This is a genomic window from Allobosea sp. GW822-FHT05A11 (assembly GCF_058800455.1).
The window spans coordinates 476,966-495,979 of the sequence record NZ_JBXAMI010000005.1; the positions used below are offsets into that span (position 1 = coordinate 476,966).

Below are 19,014 nucleotides of genomic sequence, written 5' to 3' on the forward strand. Positions count from 1 at the left end.
TTTCATATCGCGTGGCTCAAAGCTGATCTCTCGGGATCGCGTGCAGTTCGGCCAGGGGGACGCTCTTGGTCACGACATATGTGTAATAGCGCTCGATGCCGATCGCCGGCGCAAGCAGCCGGTCGATCAGGCGCTGATACGCGTCGATATCAGGCGTGACCACCCGCATGATGTAGTCGATGCCGCCGCCGGTCGCGTCGCAGGCGACAATGGCCGGTTCCCTCGCCACGGCCTCCTCGAAGCGGCGGAAATCCGCCTGCTGATGGCTCTTCAGGCTGATCTCGACGATCACCGTGGTGCGCGGGGCATCGGGCTTCAGGTCGACGATCGCGGAATAGCCCTTGATCACGCCGGCCTCCTCCATCCGGCGCAGCCGCTCCCAGCAGGCAGCCGGCGACAGCGCCACCGTTTCGGCGAGCTTGAGCTTGGTCATGCGGCCGTCACGCTGCAGGGCCGCGACGATCTTGAGATCGATGGGATCGAGCTTCATCTTCTGGAACCGCGGGTGCATAATGTCATGAATGCCTCTTTATAAGAACGAGACAATATCATGTTCCGTCAAGCCGAACGGCCTTCCGGCAACAGGCTTTCTCCCATCGTCGAGAAGGCCGTCGAATGGCGCCCGGTCCTGACGAAGCAGAAGGGCGCGACCAAGCATGCTGCGCTGACCGAGCGCATCATCGCCGATATCGACGCCGGCATCCTGAAGCCGATGGACCGGATGCCGACGCATCGCGACCTTGCCCATGCGCTCGGCATCTCCGTCCAGACCGTCAGCCTCAGCTACAAGGAGGCCGAGCGCCTCGGCTATCTCAGCGGCGAGGTCGGGCGCGGAACCTTCGTCAAGAGCCGCGTCACCGAACAGGCGGGCCGGCTGATGCTCGACCGCAGCCCCACCGAGGTCGTCGACCTCTCGATCGTGCGCGGGGTTTATCTCGATGCCCATGAGGTGGCCTCGCGCCAGGCGCTGTCAGCTTTGGCCGAGGGCGACAGCAGCGCCTTCATGCGGCCGTGCCGGCCGATCGCGGGGCTCGACCACCATCGTGAAGCGGCGCGCCTCTGGCTCGGGCCGCTCGGTGTCGAGACCTCGGTCGAGCGCATCCTGATCACCAATGGCGCCGCCCATGCGCTGTTTCTCGCGCTCGCCTGTGTGGTCCGTGCCGGTGACCTCGTGCTGACCGAGAACTTGACCGATCACGGCGTCATCGGCCTCGCCAACGTCCTCGGCTTCAGCCTCAAGGGCCTGCCGACCGACGAGGAAGGCATCCGCCCCGATGCGTTCGAGGCGGCTTGCCGCGCCGGCGGTGTGCGGGCGCTCGTGCTCATCCCGACGCTCAACAATCCGACCAGCCATGTCGCCGGCCCCGAGCGACGCCGTGCCATCGCCGAGATCGCGCAGCGCCATGGCGTCTTCGTCGTCGAGGACGAGGTCTACAAGCCGCTGATCGCCGAACCGCTGCCGTCGATCACCGCGATGTTGCCGGATCTCGGCTTCTTCCTCACCAGCTTTACCAAGACGGTGCTGACCGGCCTGCGCGTCGGCTACCTGGTCGTGCCGCCTCAATACTCGATCCGCGCCGCCTCGATCCTGCGCGTGACCAGCTGGAGCGGCACCTATCTGCCGGCCGAGATCGCGACGCGCTGGGTCCAGGACGGCACCGCGCAAAGGCTGCTCACCGTCCAACGCGAGGAAGCGACGGCACGCCAGCGCATCGTTGCTGAGACGCTCGGAAGCCATGTCGCCTCGAGCCATCCGCTCTCGCTCTGCTCCTGGCTCAAGGTTCCCGCGCACTGGACCGAGGATAGCCTGGTGCGCTCGCTCGCCGACCGGCGCATCGCCGTGACACCATCCGATCCGTTCGTGGCTGGCGCGGGCCATGGCGGCGGCCTTCGCATCTGCCTGGGCGGGCGGATGAGCCATGAATTGCTGGCGCGGACGCTGACGACGGTGCGCCAGACCTTCGAGCAGCTGCCGCCGGTCTTCGATATCGGCGCTATCGGCTGAGAGCGGCGCGCGAGGGCCGTTGTCCATGTCATTGCGGCCTGCGGTGCAGGTTTGGCATAATTGGATCATGACAATATAATAATTGACATGAAATTTTCTCCCTCGCAGCATGACAAGCGAGGGAGACATGCCGGTGACAAAACCGCGTCTTTTCACTGCCGAGGCGGATCGACCGGCCACGCCGCCGGCCGCTGTCGCGCTGCCCGAGGTCGAAGACGCCATGGCGCGGATCGCTGGCCGGGTCGAGCGCACACCGCTTGTAACTTCGCCTTCCCTCAGTCGTCTCTGCGGCCAGCCCGTCCATCTCAAGCTCGAAACCCGCCAGCCGATCGGCGCCTTCAAGCTGCGCGGTGCGATGAATGCAGTGCTGGCGCTGACCGAAGACCAGCGCCAGCGCGGGCTGGTGACCGCGTCGACCGGCAATCATGGCCGCGCCGTCGCCTATACCGCCCGCGAACTTGGCCTTGCCGCCACGATCTGCATGTCGGCGCTCGTGCCCGCGAACAAGATCGAGGCGATCCGCTCGCTGGGCGCCGAAATCCGTATCGTCGGCCGCTCGCAGGACGATGCGCAGGCCGAGGTCGAGCGGCTGGTGGCCGGGCACGGGCTCACCCAGATCCCGCCCTTCGACCATCCCGACGTCGTTGCCGGCCAGGGCACGATCGGGCTCGAACTGATCGAGGACCTGCCGGAGCTCGCCTGCGTGCTGATCCCGCTCTCGGGCGGCGGGCTGGCGGCCGGCATCGCCGTTGCGGTCAAGGCGTTGCAGCCTTCCGTCAGGATCGTCGGCATCTCGATGGAGCGTGGCGCCGCGATGGCCGCAGCGATTGCGGCCGGCCGGCCCGTCGAGGTCGTCGAAGAGGCAACGCTAGCGGATTCGCTCGGGGGCGGCATCGGCCTTTCCAACCGCGTCACCTTTACGCTGTGCCGTGACCTCATCGACGAGGTTGTGCTGCTGAGCGAGGCCGAGATCGCCGCCGGCATCCGCCATGCCGCGCTCGCGGAGGGCGAGATCGTCGAGGGCGCCGGCGCTGTCGGCATCGCCGCCTTGCTCGCTGGCAAGGTCAAACCGCAGGGGCCGACGGCGCTCATCGTTTCCGGCCGCAACATCGACGAGGCGGTGCACCGGCGCATCGTCTCCGGAGCCGCGGCATGAGCCGTATGCTCGTCCTCACCGAAGCGGAGCTGCGCCGCAGCGTCGGGCTCGATCCGAGCACCGTCGACTGTGTCGAGGCGGCCTTCGCGGCGCTCGCGACCAAGCCGGTCGCCATGCCGCCGATCCTGCGGCTCGACATTCCCGAGCACCGCGGCGAGGTCGATGTGAAGACGGCCTATGTGCCGGGCCTCGACGGTTTCGCGATCAAGGTCAGCCCGGGCTTCTTCGACAATCCCGGGCTCGGCCTGCCCAGCCTCAACGGGCTGATGATTCTGTTCAGCGCCCGCACCGGGCTGGTCGAGGCGCTCCTTCTGGACAATGGCTATCTCACCGATGTCAGGACGGCTGCGGCCGGAGCCGTCGCGGTGCGCCATCTCGCCCGGCCGGATGCGGCGGTCGCTGCGATCTTCGGTGCCGGCATGCAGGCAAGACTCCAGCTCGAAGCGTTGGCGCTGGTGCGGCCGATCCGCGAGGCGCGGATTTGGGCCCGCGATGCGCAGAAGGCGAACAAGGCCGCGGCCGAGCTCTCCCGCAAGCTCGGCTTCATGGTCGCTGCCGTGGCCGATCCCCGGGCCGCGGTGCGAGGCGCCGATATCATCGTCACCACGACGCCGGCCGAGCGACCGATCCTGATGGCGGACTGGATCGAGCCCGGCCAGCACATCACGGCAATGGGCTCCGACAGCGAGCACAAGAACGAGATCGACCCCGCCGTTCTCGCCCGCGCCACCTATGTCGCCGACCGACTCGACCAGACAAGGCGTCTCGGCGAACTCGCCCATGCGATCCGCTCCGGTCTCGCGACGGCCGACCAGGCTTTCGCCGAGCTCGGCAAGGTCATCGCCGGCCAACGCCCCGGCCGGACCCGTGCGGACGAGATCACCCTGGCGGACCTGACCGGTACCGGCGTGCAGGACACCGCGATCGCCAATCTCGCCGCCGCCCGCGCCCGCACTGCCGGCGCCGGGCAGACCATCGACACCAAAGCCGAAGCGGGAGACGCCGCGTGACCGTGACCCTGAACTTCACCCGCGAGGAATATGCCGAGCGCCTCGCCAAGACCCGCGCCGCCATGGAGCGCGCCGGGATCGAGCTGATGGTCGTTACCGACCCCTCCAACATGCATTGGCTCACCGGCTATGACGGCTGGTCGTTCTACGTCCATCAATGCGTGCTGGTGCCGCCCACCGGCGAGCCGATCTGGTATGGCCGCAAGCAGGATGCGAACGGCGCCAAGCGCACCGCCTATATCGGCCACGACAACATCATCGGCTATCCAGACCACTATGTGCAGTCGACCGAGCGCCACCCGATGGATCTGCTGGCTGAGATCATCGCCGAGCGTGGCTGGGGCAAGCTCTCGATCGCGGTCGAGATGGACAATTACTACTTCTCGGCGGCGGCCTTCGCCTCCCTGCAGAAGCACTTGCCGAATGCGCGCTTCACGGATGCCGGCGGGCTGGTGAACTGGCAGCGTGCGGTCAAGAGCGCGACCGAGCTCGACTATATGCGCAAGGCCGGCCGCATCGTCGAATTGATGCACCAGCGCATCGTCGAGGTCGTCGAGCCCGGCATGCGCAAATGCGATCTCGTCGCGGAGATCTACGATGCCGGCATCCGCGGCACGCCCGAATTCGGCGGCGACTATCCCGCGATCGTGCCGCTGCTGCCTTCGGGCGCCGATGCCTCGGCCCCGCATCTGACCTGGGACGACAAGCCGATGCGCCTGGGGGAGGGCACCTTCTTCGAGATCGCAGGCGCCTACAAACGTTACCACTGCCCGCTCTCGCGCACCGTCTTCCTGGGCAAGCCGACGCAGGCCTTCCTCGACGCCGAGAAGGCGACGCTCGAAGGCATGGAAGCCGGCCTCGCCGCGGCAAAGCCCGGCAATACCTGCGAGGACATCGCCAACGCCTTCTTCGCCGTGCTGAAGCGGTACGGGATCATCAAGGACAACCGCACCGGTTATCCGATCGGCCTGTCCTATCCGCCGGATTGGGGCGAGCGCACCATGAGCCTGCGCCCCGGTGACCGGACCGAACTCAGGCCCGGCATGACCTTTCATTTCATGACCGGCCTCTGGCTCGAGGATATGGGCCTCGAGATCACCGAAAGCATCGCGATCACCGAGACCGGCGTCGAATGCCTGTCGAACGTGCCGCGCCAGCTCTTCGTCAAGGGCTGAGGCGATGCTGACCGCCTCGCCCCGCCCATCGCCGGTGACGCCGACGATCGACCTCTCGGCGCCGGGCGTCCAGCACGGCCATTTGCGCCTGCCCTATAGCCGCGACGACAGCGCCTGGGGCTCGGTGATGATCCCGATCTGCGTCATCGCGAACGGGGAGGGGCCGACCGCGCTGCTGACCGGCGCGAACCATGGCGACGAATATGAGGGGCCGGCAGCGCTGTTCGAGCTGGCACGCTCGCTCGATCCAGCCGATGTCTCGGGCCGGGTGATCATCCTGCCGGCGCTGAACTACCCGGCCTTCCGCGCGGGCACACGGACCTCGCCGATCGACAAGGGCAATATGAATCGCAGCTTTCCGGGCCGCCCGGATGGCAATGTCACCGAGAAGATCGCGGACTACGTCACGCGCCATCTCGTTCCGCTCGCCGATATCGTCCTCGACTTCCACTCTGGCGGAAAGTCGCTCGACTTCCTGCCTTACGCCGCCGCGCACGAGCTGCCGGACAAGGCGCAGGAGGCACGCTGCTTTGCGGCGGTCGCGGCCTTCTCCGCGCCCTACTCGATGAAGATGCTGGAGATCGACGCCGTCGGCATGCTCGACACCACCGTCGAGGAAATGGGCAAGGTCTTCGTCACGACCGAGCTCGGCGGCGCCGGGACGGCGAGCGCGACGAGCATCGGTATCGCCAGGCGCGGCGCGAGCAATCTGCTCAGGCATGCCGGCATCCTCGCAGGAGTGCCCGAGACGGTGCCGACCCGCTGGCTCGACATGCCCTCGGCGGATTGCTTCTCCTTCGCTCAGGACGACGGTTTGATCGTCTTTGAGCGCGACCTCGGCGAACCCGTGCGTGCCGGCGAAACGATCGCCCGGGTCTATCCCGTCGGAAAGACCGGGCTCGCCCCGGCCGAGTACTGCGCCGCCATGGACGGCATGCTCGCCGCGCGTCACGTCCCCGGGCTGATCAAGGCCGGCGACTGCCTCTCCGTCCTCGCCGTGCTGAGGGAGGCGCCCTGACCCATTCGGCCGGGCGACCGGTCCAAGCCAATCCGCCGGCGCGAAGACGCCAGCCAAGCCGAAACAATCGGCACGCGGAGAAACATCAACCAGAGGAGAATTGCACATGCCGTTTCTGAAGATCGCGGGTCTCTCCGCCATTGCTCTCGCCACCGGCCTCGCCGCCGCCGGCGCCACCACGCTCAAGGACGTCAAGGACCAGGGCTATATCCGCGTCGCGACCGCCAATGAGGTGCCCTATTCCTACATGAAGGATGACGGCACCTCGGCCGGCATCGGTCCGGACGTCGCCAATGCCGTGCTGAAGAAGCTCGGCATCGCCGAGGCCAACTGGTCGGTCACGCCGTTCGGCACGCTGATCCCCGGCCTCAAGGCCAAGCGCTTCGACTTCGTCGCGGCCGAGCAGAATATCTCGCCGGAGCGCTGCAAGCAGGTCTCCTTCACCGAGCCGAACTCGTCCTATGGCGAGGGCCTGCTGGTGAAGAAGGGCAACCCGAAGAAGCTGACGACCTATGCCGACATTGCCAAGGACCCCTCGCTGAAGGTCGCGGTCGTCTCCGGCGCCAACAATATCGACTTCCTACGCGCCGTCGGCGTCAAGGACAGCCAGGTGATCTTCATCACGGCCAATGCCGACGCGCTCGCCACCGTCCAGAGCCGCGCCGACGCCTATGCCGCGACCGAACTCACTGTCGCCTCGCTCGCCAAGGGCCAGGCCAATGTCGAGCAGGTCGCGCCCTTCACCGACCCGGTGGTGAACGGCAAGCCTGTCCGCAATTTCGGCGGCTTCGCCTTCCGGCCTGAGGACAAGGAGCTGCGCGACGCCTTCAACGCCGCGCTGGTCGAGTTCCGCAAGACCGACGACTACAAGAAGATCCTGGGCACCTACGGACTGTCGGAAGCCAGCATCAAGGCGGCGGCGGATCGCAAGGTCGCGGACCTCTGCGCCGGCAAGTGAGGCGTTAGCCGACATCATTCCGCCCGCCCGATGGCGGGCGGAACTCCATGCCTGTTCAACGTTGTCGCGGAGCCTGCCGGATGGAGTGGTTGTCCTATCTGCCTGCGTTGTCACGCGGGGCCCTGATCACAGCCGGGATCACCGTGTCGGCGATCGCGATCGGCGCGGTCGCGGCCTTCGCTGCCGGTATTGCCCGCGCCGAGGGCGGGCGCGTGCTGTCGATGGTCGCGCTCTGCTACACCGAGCTCTTCCGCGGGACGTCGCTGCTCGTCCAGCTGTTCTGGTTCTACTACGCTCTGCCGCTGGTCGGGATCAGCTTTGAGCCGGTCGCCACCGGCATTCTGGTGCTCTCGCTCCATGTCGGTGCCTATGGCTCCGAGATCGTCCGCGGCGCGCTGCAATCGGTCTCGGTGCAGCAGCACGAGGCGGCGCGGGCCTTGAATTTCGGCCGAACCCAGACACTTCTCCACATCACGCTGCCGCAGGCCCTGGTCGAGATGATGCCGGCCTTCGGGAACCTCGCCATCGAAACCCTGAAGCTGTCCTCGCTGGTCTCGCTGATCTCGATCGCCGACCTGACCTTCCGGGCGCAGTCGATCCGCAACCTCACCCTCGACAGTGCCGGCATCTACAGCCTGACGCTTGTCGGCTATTTCGCGATGTCGCTGGTGCTGATGCTGCTCATGCGGCTGATCGAGCGGCTCGTCCGACGCGGCGCGGCCTTCCCGCGCGCGGCGCATTCGTGAGGAGCCGCGCATGATGTACGGCTTCGAATGGGATACGACGACGCCGCTGACCTACGCGTCCTCGATCCTGCCGATCATCCTCATCGGTCTCACCGTGACATTGCAGGCCGCTGCCGCCGGCTTCGCGATCGCGCTGGTGCTCGGCCTCGTCTTCGCGCTGCTGCGCCGCAGCCGCTTCACGTCCGTGTCCTGGACGACGGCTGTCGTCGTCGAGTTCCTGCGCGACACACCGCTGCTGGTGCAGCTCTTCTTCCTCTACTACGTGCTGCCGGATTACGGGATAACACTGCCGGCCTTCCTGACCGGGGCGATCGCGCTCGGGCTGCAATATTCGGCCTACACCTCCGAGGTCTATCGCGGTGGCATCGAGGCTGTGCCACGCGGGCAGTGGGAGGCGGCGACCGCGCTGAACCTCTCCCGGATGCAGACCTATCGCGACATCGTCGTGCCGCAGATCGTGCCGCGTATCCTGCCGGCGATGGGCAACTACCTCGTCGCCATGATCAAGGAGACGCCGGTGCTCTCCGTCGTCACGGTGCTCGAGATGATGGGGCTCGCCAACATGATCGGCGAGCGCACCTTCGAATATCTGGTGCCGCTGACGCTGGTCGGCCTGATCTTCCTCCTCCTCACGCTGATCTGCTCGGCCGGCCTGCACCGGCTGCAGAAGGCGCTGCCGAAAGCAGGGATCCCGCTGCGATGACCGAGAACACTCAGGCGCCCATCATCGAGTTCGCCGGCGTCACGAAGCGCTTCGGCGCGCTGACCGTGCTCGACGATTTCAACTTCAGCGTCGCCCGCGGCGAGAAGGTCACGCTGATCGGCCCGTCGGGCTCGGGCAAGTCGACGGTGCTGCGTATCCTGATGACGCTGGAGCCGTTCCAGGAGGGCCGGCTCACACTTGCCGGCATGCCCTATCACGAGCCGAATGCCGGCGGGCCGTTCAAGGCCTCGGACGGGCATCTGCGCCAGATCCGCAGCCATGTCGGCATGGTCTTCCAGAGCTTCAACCTGTTTCCCCACATGACCGTGCTGCGCAATGTCGTCGAGGCACCGCTGCGCGTGCTCGGCCTGCCGCGCGGCGAGGCCGAATGCCGGGCCGTCGACCTGCTCGCCATGGTCGGGCTCGCCGACAAGAAGGACCATTACCCGGCCCAGCTCTCCGGCGGCCAGCAGCAGCGCGTCGCCATCGCCCGCGCGCTCGCCATGCGCCCGCGCGTGCTGCTCTTCGACGAGCCGACCTCGGCGCTCGATCCGCAGCTCGTCGGCGAGGTGCTCTCGGTCATCCGCGGCCTTGCCAGCGAGCACGACCTCACCATGCTGCTCGTCACCCACGAGATGCGCTTCGCCCGCGAGGTCTCCGACCGGGTGTGTTTCTTCGACAAAGGCCGGATCTGCGAGCAGGGCGAGCCGGAACGCATTTTCAGTGCGCCGGAGCAGCCGCGTACCCGCGAATTCCTGGCCTCGGTGCTGGGCTGAAGTCGCGCCGACAATCTATCGGCGCCGCCGTCAACTTCCGAGACTGTCTCGGCGTGCAGCCGGCACTTCGAAGACAGTCTCGCCACTCTTCCGCCTAGCCTCGTCATCAATCGAGGGAGGACGGTCATGAACGCCATGACGAGCACGGCAAGACGAGAAACCGCGATCGCCAAGCCGGTTGGGCATCCCGGCCTGTCCGGTCTCGCTGATCGCCGCCTGCTGCGGCAGCTATCCTATATCGGCGGGCGCTGGACGGCGGCGCGAGACGGCGAGACTTTCCCCGTGACCGATCCCGCGACCGGCGCCCTTGTCGCGCAGGTCGCAGCGCTCGGCGCCGTTGAGGCGACGCAGGCGATCGATGCCGCGCAGGCGGCTTTCCCAGCCTGGAAAGGGCTGCTGCCGCAGGAGCGCGCCGCGCTGCTGCGCCGCTGGCATGCCGCGATGCTGGCGACGGCCGAGGACCTTGCCCTGCTGATGACGCTGGAACAGGGCAAGCCGCTGGCGGAATCGCGCGGCGAGATCGCCTACGCCGCCGATTTCATCGCCTACTACGCCGAGGAAGCGCTGCGCGTGAATGCCGAGGGCGTCACCAGCCATCTGCCGGGCGCGCAGATGTCGCTGTCGCGTGAGCCGGTCGGTGTCGCAGCCTTGCTCACGCCGTGGAACTTCCCCTCCGCCATGCTGACGCGCAAGGCCGCGGCTGCGCTCGCTGCCGGCTGCACCGTGGTCGCCCACCCTTCGTCGCATACCCCGCTCTCGGCGCTGGCGCTGGCCGAGCTCGCCGACCGTGTCGGATTTCCAGCCGGGGTCTTCAACATCGTGACCGGCGAGGCCGCGCCGATCGCCGAGACCTATTGCACCGACACGAGGGTGCGGGCCGTCAGCTTCACCGGCTCGACCGAGATCGGCCGGATCGTTGCGCGCAACGCCGCTGCGACCGTCAAGCGTGTGGTGATGGAGCTCGGTGGCCATGCTCCGCTGATCGTCTTCGACGACGCCGATCTCGACCGTGCCGTCGCGATCGCCATCGACGCCAAATTCGCGACCTCGGGCCAGGATTGCCTCGCCGCCAACCGGATCTATGTGCAGCGCGGCCTCTATGAGCGCTTCTGCACCGCCTTCACCAAGAAGGTCATGGCGCTGCGGGTTGGCTCCGGCCTGGAGGATGACATCGAGATCGGCCCGCTGATGCACGCAGCCGCCAGGCGCAAGGCCGAAGCCCAGATCGCCGACGCGCTGGCGCGCGGCGCAAAGCGATTGACGCCGGAGCGTGCCATGCCCGGCCCGCTCTTCCTGACGCCGACCGTGCTCGCCGATGTGCCGGAAGAGGCGCTGATCATGCGCGAGGAAACATTCGCGCCGGTCGCCGCCATTGCGCCCTTCGATGGCGAGGACGAGGTCATCGCCCGCGCCAACGACACCGAATACGGCCTCGTCGCCTATGTCGTGACCCGCGACGGTGCGCGAGCTGCGCGCCTCGCGAGGGCGCTCGACTACGGCATGGTCGCGGTCAACCGCGTCAAGATCACCGGCGCGCCGATCCCCTTCGGCGGAATGAAGCAATCCGGCCTCGGCCGCGAAGGCTCGCGCCACGGCCTCGAGGCCTTCACCGACCTCAAATATGTCTGCCTCGATCTGAACTGAGGCGTCGTTTCCCGCTTTCGCGAAGGATTACCGTCATGCTCGACCAACCTGCCCGCACCGACAATGAACTGGACGCCTGGGACCGCGACCACTTCTTTCATCCCTCGACGCATATGGGTCAGCATGCCCGCGGCGAGACACCGAATCGCATCATCGCCGGCGGCGAGGGCGTCTACATCGTCGATCGCGACGGCAAGCGCAGTCTCGATGCCTTCGCAGGCCTCTACTGCGTCAATGTCGGCTATGGCCGCAAATCGATCACCGACGCGATCGCCGAACAGGCGGCGAAGCTGCCCTATTACCACGCCTATGTCGGCCATGGCTCCGAACCGTCGATCAGGCTCGCCAAGATGGTGGTGGAGCGCGCGCCCAAGGGCATGAGCCGGGTCTTCTTCGGCCTCTCGGGCTCGGACGCCAACGAGACCAATCTCAAGCTGGTCTGGTACTACAACAACGTCCTGAAGCGGCCGGAGAAGAAGAAGATCATCTCGCGCTGGCGCGGCTATCACGGCTCGGGCGTGATGACCGGCAGCCTCACGGGTCTTGCCGCCTTCCACAACCTCTTCGACCTGCCCAAGGCGCCGGTCCTGCACACCGAGGCGCCGTACTACTACCGTCGCGAGGATCGCAGCATGAGCGAGGAGCAGTTCTCGCAGCATTGCGCCGACAAGCTGGAGGAGCTGATCCAGGCCGAGGGACCTGAGACGATCGCCGCCTTCATCGGCGAGCCGGTGCTTGGCACCGGCGGCATCGTGCCGCCACCCGCCGGCTACTGGGCCAAGATCCAGGCGGTGCTCAAGAAGCACGATATCCTGCTGATCGCGGACGAGGTCGTCACCGGCTTCGGGCGTCTCGGCAGCATGTTCGGCTCCGACCATTACGGCATCGAGCCTGATCTCATCACCATCGCCAAGGGACTGACCTCGGCCTATGCGCCGCTCTCCGGCGTCATCGTCTCGGAGAAGCTCTGGCGCGTGCTGGAGCAGGGCTCGGACGAATACGGCCCGATCGGCCATGGCTGGACCTACTCCTCGCATCCGCTCTGCGCGGCGGCGGGCGTCGCCAATCTCGAGCTGGTCGATGAGCTCGACCTCGTGCGCAATGCCGGCGAGGTCGGCGCCTATTTCAACGCCGCGCTGAAGGACGCGGTCGGCAGCAACGCCCATGTCGGCGAGGTTCGCGGCGAGGGCCTGCTGGCGGCGGTCGAGTTCGTCCGCGACCGGGATGATCGCGTCTTCTTCGACGCCTCGCAGAAGGTCGGTCCGCGCATCGCCGCCGCCCTGCTGGAACAGGGCGTCATCGCCCGCGCCATGCCGCAGGGCGACATCCTCGGCTTTGCGCCACCGCTATGCCTGACGAAGCAGGAGGCCGATCAGGTTGTCGATGCAACGCAGCGAGCCGTGGAAGCGGTGGTCAAAGCGCTGTAGCGCTACGAGCAAAACCTGGCCTGGATGCCGTCACGGGCCGGTGCCTGGCGATCGGCCATGTCGGGTGGCCGTCTCTCAGAATGATGGAGGCCGAACGATCTCCGATCGTTCGGCCTCAAGTATCATGAGAGGAACAGCTCTGGAGCACGACGCCAGAAGCGATGTCTCGCTCAAAAGGAGCAGCGCGTGCATCGTCGACGGTATCAAGATCGTCGGTGCGCTGGATTGGACTTGAGACTGCTCCGCCCCCAGCTTTCGCTCCCGAGGTGATCGAAAGCTTCGGTCGACCAAGCGCGAAAACATCACCATGGCGCAGATCGCTCTGCATTTTCCGCTGTCTCAAGCATGCCACGCGTTGATGGCCGGCGCGTGGTGAGCAGCAGATGGCTCTGCACCTCATAGAACCTTGCCGTATAGATCAGTGCGTAGGGCGTCTCTTGAACATTTCGATCAAGATGATGGGCTGGCAAACGGCAGGGCCGGTCCTCGGAGCGACGGACTTGGTGCTGGTGTCGTCGAGGCGCTTCGCTGAATTCACCGCGTAGCGCAAGTCGGCCTGAGACAGGCGGATGGTCGATCCGGGCGAGAGAGACAGCGGCAGCCCTTGCCCAGCAAGGAGCTCTTGGTGTCCGAGCCCCGCAGTGCGATGCACTGCTGCGTCATGGACTGCGACGCGCTCCGTGAGCGTGCATGCAATCGACACCAGTTCGTCGTCGTTCGCCCCGACATTTTCGATATCCATGAAGGCGGCAAGCGCATTTTCTTCGGCCATGGCCTTTCGTGCGAAGAGGCGTCCGATCCGGATATCCCCGGCGATTGCCGATGCGAACGGAAGGTCAGGCTCGGCAAGGCTGCCATCCGCGTGCCGCAGCCTCGAACCAGGTTTCAGGGCCCATTCTGCGAGAGGCGACCCGCCGCGGCCGAAATGCTCCTCGGCGATGCGGTCAATCCCGTCCGGCGAGAGCTGCCCATACCAAATGTTGTCCGGCTGAACCGCAACGAGGGGCGCGAAATTGCACGGTCCCTGACAGTTGGTGCGCAGACAGAGTAGTGGTTCATCGTACAGGCCGTCTGGCTTGTGCGGACCGAAGCGCCGGCGCAGCCTGTCGTAAATCTCGAAACCGCCGGCCTGGGCGCAGCGCGGACCGAGAAAGACAAGCGCGACGCGCGCCACATCCGGAATTCGCGAAGCGCCTGCCCTGATCTTGAGCGGCTTGATCGCAACCCGGACGTCGTCGCGCGACAGCGCGCGCTCGAAGGCGGATGCGACGGGGGCGAGCAGATCGGCGACACCGTCGACGGGATCGGCGAGCATGACGCGCATCGATCGGGCACCGTCGGTGGTCCACCAGCTGAGCCAGCGCCCGAGCCATCCGCGCAGGTTGCGGTCGAAGGGCACGATCACGGAAATGACGACGCAGGAACCGACGCCCCCGGTGAGCAGAGCGCTCAGAACGGTTTCGAGCGACGGCGCCGACATTTCCGCGAACGCGATCTCGACGCGTTGAACGAGGCCACTCGCGACGAGCTCCTTGCCGATTTCGACGAGACTGCACTTCTGCTCGCCGAGCGGCATGCCGCGCCCCAGCAGGATCGCGACTTCGAAGTTAGCTGCCAGTGCCGGCTGCGGTCAGGTTCGTGAGTGCGTTCTGGATGTGCAGTACCTTCGGCCGGGCGGTCGGCGCGATGGCCTTCGCCTTCCCTGCGATCTCGGCCTCGATCCGTTCGCGCCAGGCGATGTTGGTCGCCGCACGCTCCGGCTTGCCGACGGCTCTAGCGGCGAGCGTGATGTAACGCCGCGCGTAGTCCTCGGTGCCATAACGGATCAGCAGCGTCTCGAGGCCGGCATTGGTGAGCGGTTTGACGATGTCGTCACCGCGCCAACCCATTGGATGACGAGGTCCGGCCGCGTCGCGGCCAGAGCCTCGACATTCGGCATGAAGTTCTGCCCTGCGATATCGGCCCGGATCTTGGCGGCCTCGGGAAATATCTTGCCGAGGATGCCTTCGAGGATCGCGCTCTTGGCGACCGAGTTCATGCCGGCGAGGCGTTCCGTGCCCTGGCCCATCGCGATGACGATGGAGGCCATCGGGATCGGGATCGCGGCAACGTGTTCGGCAGGCTTCTCCAGCCGAACGTTACGTCCCTCCAGGTCGGTGAGCGAGATCGACTCGGCACGGGCAGGCCCCGCCAGGCAGCAGATCGCCAAGCCCGCGAGCAGGGCCCGCTTCGGATCGATCGCGAATGCCATCGAATTCCCCGGATATCGGTGCAACGGCATCACTCCCAGCTCAGCGCGCCGCCGTTCTGGTATTCGATGACGCGGGTCTCGAAGAAGTTCTTCTCCTTCTTCAGATCCATCGCCTCGCTCATCCAGGGGAACGGGTTCTCGGTCTCAGCGAAGACGGGGGCCAGACCGAGCTGCGCGCAGCGGCGGTTGGCGATGAAGTGCATGTACTGCTCGCAGAGGGCCGCGTTCAGGCCGAGGAAGCCGCGCGGCATCGTGTCCCGGCCATAAGCGGCTTCCAGCTCGGCCGCATCGCGGATCATGCCGCGGACCTCGTCTTGGAAGGTCTTGGTCCAGAGATGCGGGTTCTCGATCTTGATCTGGTTGATCACGTCGATGCCGAAGTTCAGATGGATCGACTCGTCGCGCAGGATGTACTGGTACTGCTCGGCGATCCCCACCATCTTGTTGCGCCGGCCCAGCGAAAGGATCTGCGCGAAGCCGGTGTAGAACCACATCCCCTCGAAGATCACGTAGAAGGTGATCAGGTCGCGCAGCAGCGCCTGGTCGTTTTCCGGCGTTCCCGTCTTGAAGTCCGGGTCCTCGATGTTCTGCGTATGCTTTAGTGCCCAGGCCGCCTTGTCGGTGATCGAGGGCACCTCGCGATACATGTTGAAGAGTTCGCCCTCGTCGAGACCGAGGCTCTCGACGATGTACTGGAAGGTGTGGGTGTGGATCGCCTCCTCAAAGGCCTGGCGCAGCAGATACTGCCGGCATTCCGGGTTGGTCAGGTGACGGTAGATCGCCAGCACGATGTTGTTGGCGACGAGGCTCTCGGACGCGGCGAAGAAGCCGAGATTTCGCTTGAGCATGCGCCGCTCGTCCTCGCTGAGGCCGTCCTTCGACTTCCAGAGCGCGATATCGGCCTGCATCGAGACCTCGGTTGGCATCCAGTGGTTGTTGCAGCCGGAGAGGTATTTTTCCCAGGCCCATTTGTACTTGAGCGGCAGGAGCTGATTCACGTCGGCGCGGCAGTTGATCATCCGCTTGTCGTCGACGCTGACCCGCCCTCCGGAGCGATCGATCTCGCCGAGGCCGGTAGCGTCGGCGGATGATGGCCCGGGCGCAACCGGGATGAGGTCGAGGGCGGAGGCAGGCTTGTCGTCTGACCAGTCGAGCATCGTCATGGTTCCTTGAGTCATGCCGCTCACTGGCAGGCTTCGCAGGTCGGATCGTCGATCGAGCAGGCGTTGGGTACGGCCATGCCGTTCTCCAGCGGGATATCGACGATGATCGGGGCCGCGGCTTTGGCAGCCGCCAGCACCGTGGCCGAGACTGCGTTGAGTTTGCCGTCCGTGCCTTTCAGAGTCGATTTCTCGACATGGGTCGCCGACAGCGCGCGCAGGTAGTAGGTCGTCTTCAGGCCGAGCCGCCACGCCAGTCGATAGGCCTCGTCGAGCTTCCGGCCGGAAGGCTGCGCCATATAGAGGTTGAGCGACTGGCCCTGGTCGATCCATTTCTGGCGGCGCGCGGCGGCCCTGATCAGCCACTCCGTCGGGATCTCAAACGAGGTCGCATAGAGCGCCTTGAGGTCGGCCGGGACGCGGTCGATCCCAGTGACCTTGCCGTCGTAGTATTTGAGGTCGGAGACCATCACCTCGTCCCAGAGCTCGCGCGCCTTGAGGTCGTGGACGAGCCTGGCATTCACCACGGTGAAATCACCCGACATGTTCGCCTTGACGTAGAGCTGGCTGTAGCTCGGCTCGATCGACTGCGAGACACCAACGATGTTGGAGATCGTCGCGGTCGGCGCGATCGCCATCGTGTTGGAGTTGCGCATGCCGGTGGCCTTCACCCGCTCGCGCAGGCTTTCCCAATCCAGCGTCGAGGAACGATCCAGCTCGACATCGCCGTCGCGGGCCTCCGAGAGGATATCGAGCGAGTCGACCGGCAGGATGCCCTTCGACCAGAGCGAGCCTTCAAAGCTCGGATAACGGCCGCGCTCGGCGGCGAGATCGACCGAGGCCGAGATCGCATGGAAGCTGATCGCCTCCATCGACGTGTCGGCGAAGGCGACTGCTTCCTCCGAGGCCGTCGGCAGGCGCAGCGTCTGGAGCGCGTCCTGGAAGCCCATGATGCCGAGGCCGACCGGGCGGTGGCGCAGGTTCGAGCGGCGCGCTTCGGGGATCGTGTAGAAATTGATGTCGACGACATTGTCGAGCATCCGCATCGCCGTCTTCACCGTCCGCGCCAGCCGCGCCTGGTCGAGCCCCTCGGCGGTGACATGGGCAACAAGGTTGACCGAGCCGAGATTGCAGACCGCGACTTCGTCGGCCGAGGTGTTCAGCGTGATCTCGGTGCACAGGTTCGAGGAATGCACCACGCCCGCATGCTGCTGCGGCGAGCGCAGGTTGCAGGCATCCTTGAAGGTGATCCAGGGATGGCCGGTCTCGAACAGCATGGTCAGCATGCGCCGCCAGAGATCGACCGCCTTCAACTTCTTATGGACGCGCAGCTCGCCGCGGGCGGCCTTCGCCTCGTAGGCCTCGTAGGCTTCCCGGAACGGCTTGCCATAGAGGTCGTGCAGATCCGGCACCTCGTCCGGCGAGAACAAGGTCCAGTCGCCGCCGGCCTCGACGCGCTGCATGAACAGGTCCGGGATCCAGTTCGCCGTGTTCATGTCGTGGGTGCGGCGGCGGTCGTCGCCGGTGTTCTTGCGGAGATCGAGGAACTCCTCGATGTCGACATGCCAGGTCTCGAGATAGGCGCAGACCGCGCCCTTGCGCTTGCCGCCCTGGTTGACCGCGATGGCGGTATCGTTGGCGACCTTCAGGAAGGGCACGACGCCCTGGCTCTCGCCGTTCGTGCCCTTGATATGGGCCCCGAGGCCGCGCACCGGCGTCCAGTCATTGCCGAGGCCGCCGGAGTATTTGGCCAGCAGCGCATTGTCCTTCACCGCCTTGAAGATGCCTTCGAGGTCGTCGGCGACCGTGGTCAGGAAGCAGGAGGAGAGCTGCGGCCTGAGCGTGCCCGAATTGAACAGGGTCGGCGTCGAGGCCATGAAATCGAAGGACGACAGCAGGTCGTAGAACTCGATCGCCCGCGCCTCGCGATCGATCTCGCGCATCGCCAAGCCCATCGCGACGCGCATGAAGAAGGCCTGCGGCAGCTCGAAGCGGTTGCCCCGGACATGCAGGAAGTACCGGTCGTAGAGCGTCTGGAAGCCGAGATAGTCGAACTGGAGATCGCGCTCGGGTTTCAGAGCCGCCGCGATGCGGGCGATGTCGAAGCGGCCGAGCTCGGGATCGATCAACTCGTTGTCGATACCGGACTTGAGATAAGCGGTGAAGTAGTCGCCGTACCCGGCAGCCATCTCTTCCTGCGTCGCCTGCTCGGCATGGCCATGGACGAAGCTCAGCGCCTCGCGGCGGAGCTTGTCGAGCAGCAGGCGGGCTGACACCTTGGCGTAGTTCGGCTCGCTCTCGATCAGCGTGCGCGCGGCCAGGATCGGAGCCAGCGCCAGTTCGTCCGGCGAGATGCCGTCATAGAGGTTTCGGCGGGTTTCGGCGAGGATCGGCTCGGCCGCGACACCGTCGAGACCGGCGCAGGCCTCGCGCACCACCTTCTCCAGACGGGCAGCGTCAAGTGGGACGAGCGCCCCGTCGGCCAGCTTCATCTGAAGCGACGGCGCCGCAGCGGCAGCGGGCTTCGCCTCGACCTGCGCTCTTGCCCGTTCCTGCGCGCGTTCGGCGCGGTAGAGCACATAGGCGCGGGCGACTTTGTGGTGCTCGCCGCGCATCAGCGCGAGCTCGACCTGATCCTGCACGTCCTCGATATGGAAGGTCCGGCCGGTCGCGGCGCGGCGGGTCAGGCCGGAAACGACCTGCTCGGTCAGCTCGGCGACGACGTCGTGGATGCGGCGGGAAGCAGCGGCGCTCGCGCCCTCGACCGCGAGGAACGCCTTGGTCAGCGCGACCGCTATCTTCGAGGGATCGAAGGGCGTCACCGCGCCGTTGCGGCGGATAAGCTGGTAGCCGGGTTCCGTGGCCGCGGCGCGCGGTGGCGAAACAGCTTCGGTGGCAAGCGGCGTCGGCACGGGCCGCTCGGCTTCAAGAGAAAGAGACATGGCATCAACCCCAAATGTTGGGGGCAAAGGCCAAAGCGGTTGC

The 19,014-nt window shown here is 66.1% G+C and carries 17 protein-coding genes; 11 read left to right on the forward strand and 6 right to left on the reverse strand.

The genetic code is table 11. The features are described 5' to 3' along the window. Positions 1-16 precede the first annotated feature (16 nt). Positions 17-490 carry an Lrp/AsnC family transcriptional regulator gene (locus AC1RLU_RS19270; protein ID WP_492797536.1) on the reverse strand — a complete coding sequence of 158 codons (474 nt, stop codon included), beginning with the start codon at positions 488-490 and terminating at the stop codon, positions 17-19. 60 nt (positions 491-550) lie between these two features. Here AC1RLU_RS19270 and ehuR point away from each other — a divergent pair, with 60 nt between their 5' ends. The 11 genes from ehuR (at position 551) to AC1RLU_RS19325 (ending at position 12,618) form a co-directional block, all read left to right on the forward strand. Continuing rightward, a complete protein-coding gene (ehuR, locus tag AC1RLU_RS19275; protein ID WP_091860403.1) occupies positions 551-2,005 on the forward strand; it encodes a MocR-like ectoine utilization transcription factor EhuR in 1,455 nt (484 codons plus the stop codon). A 133-nt stretch (positions 2,006-2,138) separates the two neighbouring features. After that, the gene (gene eutB, locus AC1RLU_RS19280) at positions 2,139-3,161 is read left to right on the forward strand and encodes a hydroxyectoine utilization dehydratase EutB (RefSeq protein ID WP_492797537.1); all 1,023 of its coding nucleotides are present in this window, start codon (positions 2,139-2,141) and stop codon (positions 3,159-3,161) included. Beyond that, entirely contained in the window at positions 3,158-4,171 is a 1,014-nt protein-coding gene (gene eutC / locus AC1RLU_RS19285) for an ectoine utilization protein EutC (RefSeq protein WP_492797539.1), read from the forward strand. The genes eutB and eutC overlap by 4 nt, the downstream gene beginning before the upstream one ends. Next, the gene (gene doeA / locus AC1RLU_RS19290; RefSeq protein ID WP_492797541.1) at positions 4,168-5,346 is read left to right on the forward strand and encodes an ectoine hydrolase DoeA; all 1,179 of its coding nucleotides are present in this window, start codon (positions 4,168-4,170) and stop codon (positions 5,344-5,346) included. Before eutC ends, doeA begins: the two co-directional genes overlap by 4 nt. 4 nt (positions 5,347-5,350) lie before the next feature. Then, entirely contained in the window at positions 5,351-6,364 is a 1,014-nt protein-coding gene (doeB, locus tag AC1RLU_RS19295; protein ID WP_492797543.1) for a N(2)-acetyl-L-2,4-diaminobutanoate deacetylase DoeB, read from the forward strand. A 106-nt stretch (positions 6,365-6,470) separates the two neighbouring features. After that, entirely contained in the window at positions 6,471-7,322 is an 852-nt protein-coding gene (ehuB, locus tag AC1RLU_RS19300) for an ectoine/hydroxyectoine ABC transporter substrate-binding protein EhuB (RefSeq protein ID WP_091860388.1), read from the forward strand. An 80-nt stretch (positions 7,323-7,402) separates the two neighbouring features. Next, positions 7,403-8,068, forward strand: coding sequence for an ectoine/hydroxyectoine ABC transporter permease subunit EhuC (gene ehuC, locus AC1RLU_RS19305; protein WP_492797545.1), 666 nt, complete (start codon positions 7,403-7,405; stop codon positions 8,066-8,068). A gap of 10 nt (positions 8,069-8,078) precedes the next feature. After that, the gene (gene ehuD / locus AC1RLU_RS19310) at positions 8,079-8,771 is read left to right on the forward strand and encodes an ectoine/hydroxyectoine ABC transporter permease subunit EhuD (protein ID WP_061966090.1); all 693 of its coding nucleotides are present in this window, start codon (positions 8,079-8,081) and stop codon (positions 8,769-8,771) included. After that, complete coding sequence (gene ehuA, locus AC1RLU_RS19315) at positions 8,768-9,547, forward strand: ectoine/hydroxyectoine ABC transporter ATP-binding protein EhuA (RefSeq protein ID WP_492797547.1); 780 nt, start codon at positions 8,768-8,770, stop codon at positions 9,545-9,547. Before ehuD ends, ehuA begins: the two co-directional genes overlap by 4 nt. A 126-nt stretch (positions 9,548-9,673) precedes the next feature. Beyond that, on the forward strand, positions 9,674-11,191 hold the full coding sequence (locus tag AC1RLU_RS19320; RefSeq protein ID WP_492797549.1) for an NAD-dependent succinate-semialdehyde dehydrogenase: 1,518 nt from the start codon (positions 9,674-9,676) through the stop codon (positions 11,189-11,191). Positions 11,192-11,226: 35 nt separating this feature from the next. Continuing rightward, positions 11,227-12,618: an aspartate aminotransferase family protein gene (locus AC1RLU_RS19325; protein WP_492797551.1), complete on the forward strand. Its 1,392-nt coding sequence runs from the start codon at positions 11,227-11,229 to the stop codon at positions 12,616-12,618. 418 nt (positions 12,619-13,036) lie between these two features. Here the strand turns inward: AC1RLU_RS19325 and AC1RLU_RS19330 are convergent, their stop codons facing one another. Genes AC1RLU_RS19330 through AC1RLU_RS19350 form a run of 5 tightly spaced genes read right to left on the reverse strand, consistent with a single transcriptional unit; the run spans position 13,037 to position 18,971 of the window. Next, positions 13,037-14,236 carry a CbiX/SirB N-terminal domain-containing protein gene (locus AC1RLU_RS19330; protein ID WP_492797675.1) on the reverse strand — a complete coding sequence of 400 codons (1,200 nt, stop codon included), beginning with the start codon at positions 14,234-14,236 and terminating at the stop codon, positions 13,037-13,039. Further along, positions 14,226-14,507 carry a hypothetical protein gene (locus AC1RLU_RS19335; RefSeq protein ID WP_492797552.1) on the reverse strand — a complete coding sequence of 94 codons (282 nt, stop codon included), beginning with the start codon at positions 14,505-14,507 and terminating at the stop codon, positions 14,226-14,228. The genes AC1RLU_RS19330 and AC1RLU_RS19335 overlap by 11 nt, the downstream gene beginning before the upstream one ends. Continuing rightward, entirely contained in the window at positions 14,444-14,869 is a 426-nt protein-coding gene (locus tag AC1RLU_RS19340; protein WP_492797554.1) for a hypothetical protein, read from the reverse strand. The genes AC1RLU_RS19335 and AC1RLU_RS19340 overlap by 64 nt, the downstream gene beginning before the upstream one ends. A gap of 29 nt (positions 14,870-14,898) precedes the next feature. Beyond that, positions 14,899-16,026 (reverse strand): ribonucleotide-diphosphate reductase subunit beta, encoded by a 1,128-nt coding sequence (locus tag AC1RLU_RS19345; protein ID WP_492797677.1) that lies wholly within the window; start codon positions 16,024-16,026, stop codon positions 14,899-14,901. A gap of 26 nt (positions 16,027-16,052) precedes the next feature. Then, the gene (locus AC1RLU_RS19350) at positions 16,053-18,971 is read right to left on the reverse strand and encodes a ribonucleoside-diphosphate reductase subunit alpha (RefSeq protein ID WP_492797556.1); all 2,919 of its coding nucleotides are present in this window, start codon (positions 18,969-18,971) and stop codon (positions 16,053-16,055) included. Positions 18,972-19,014: the final 43 nt, after the last annotated feature.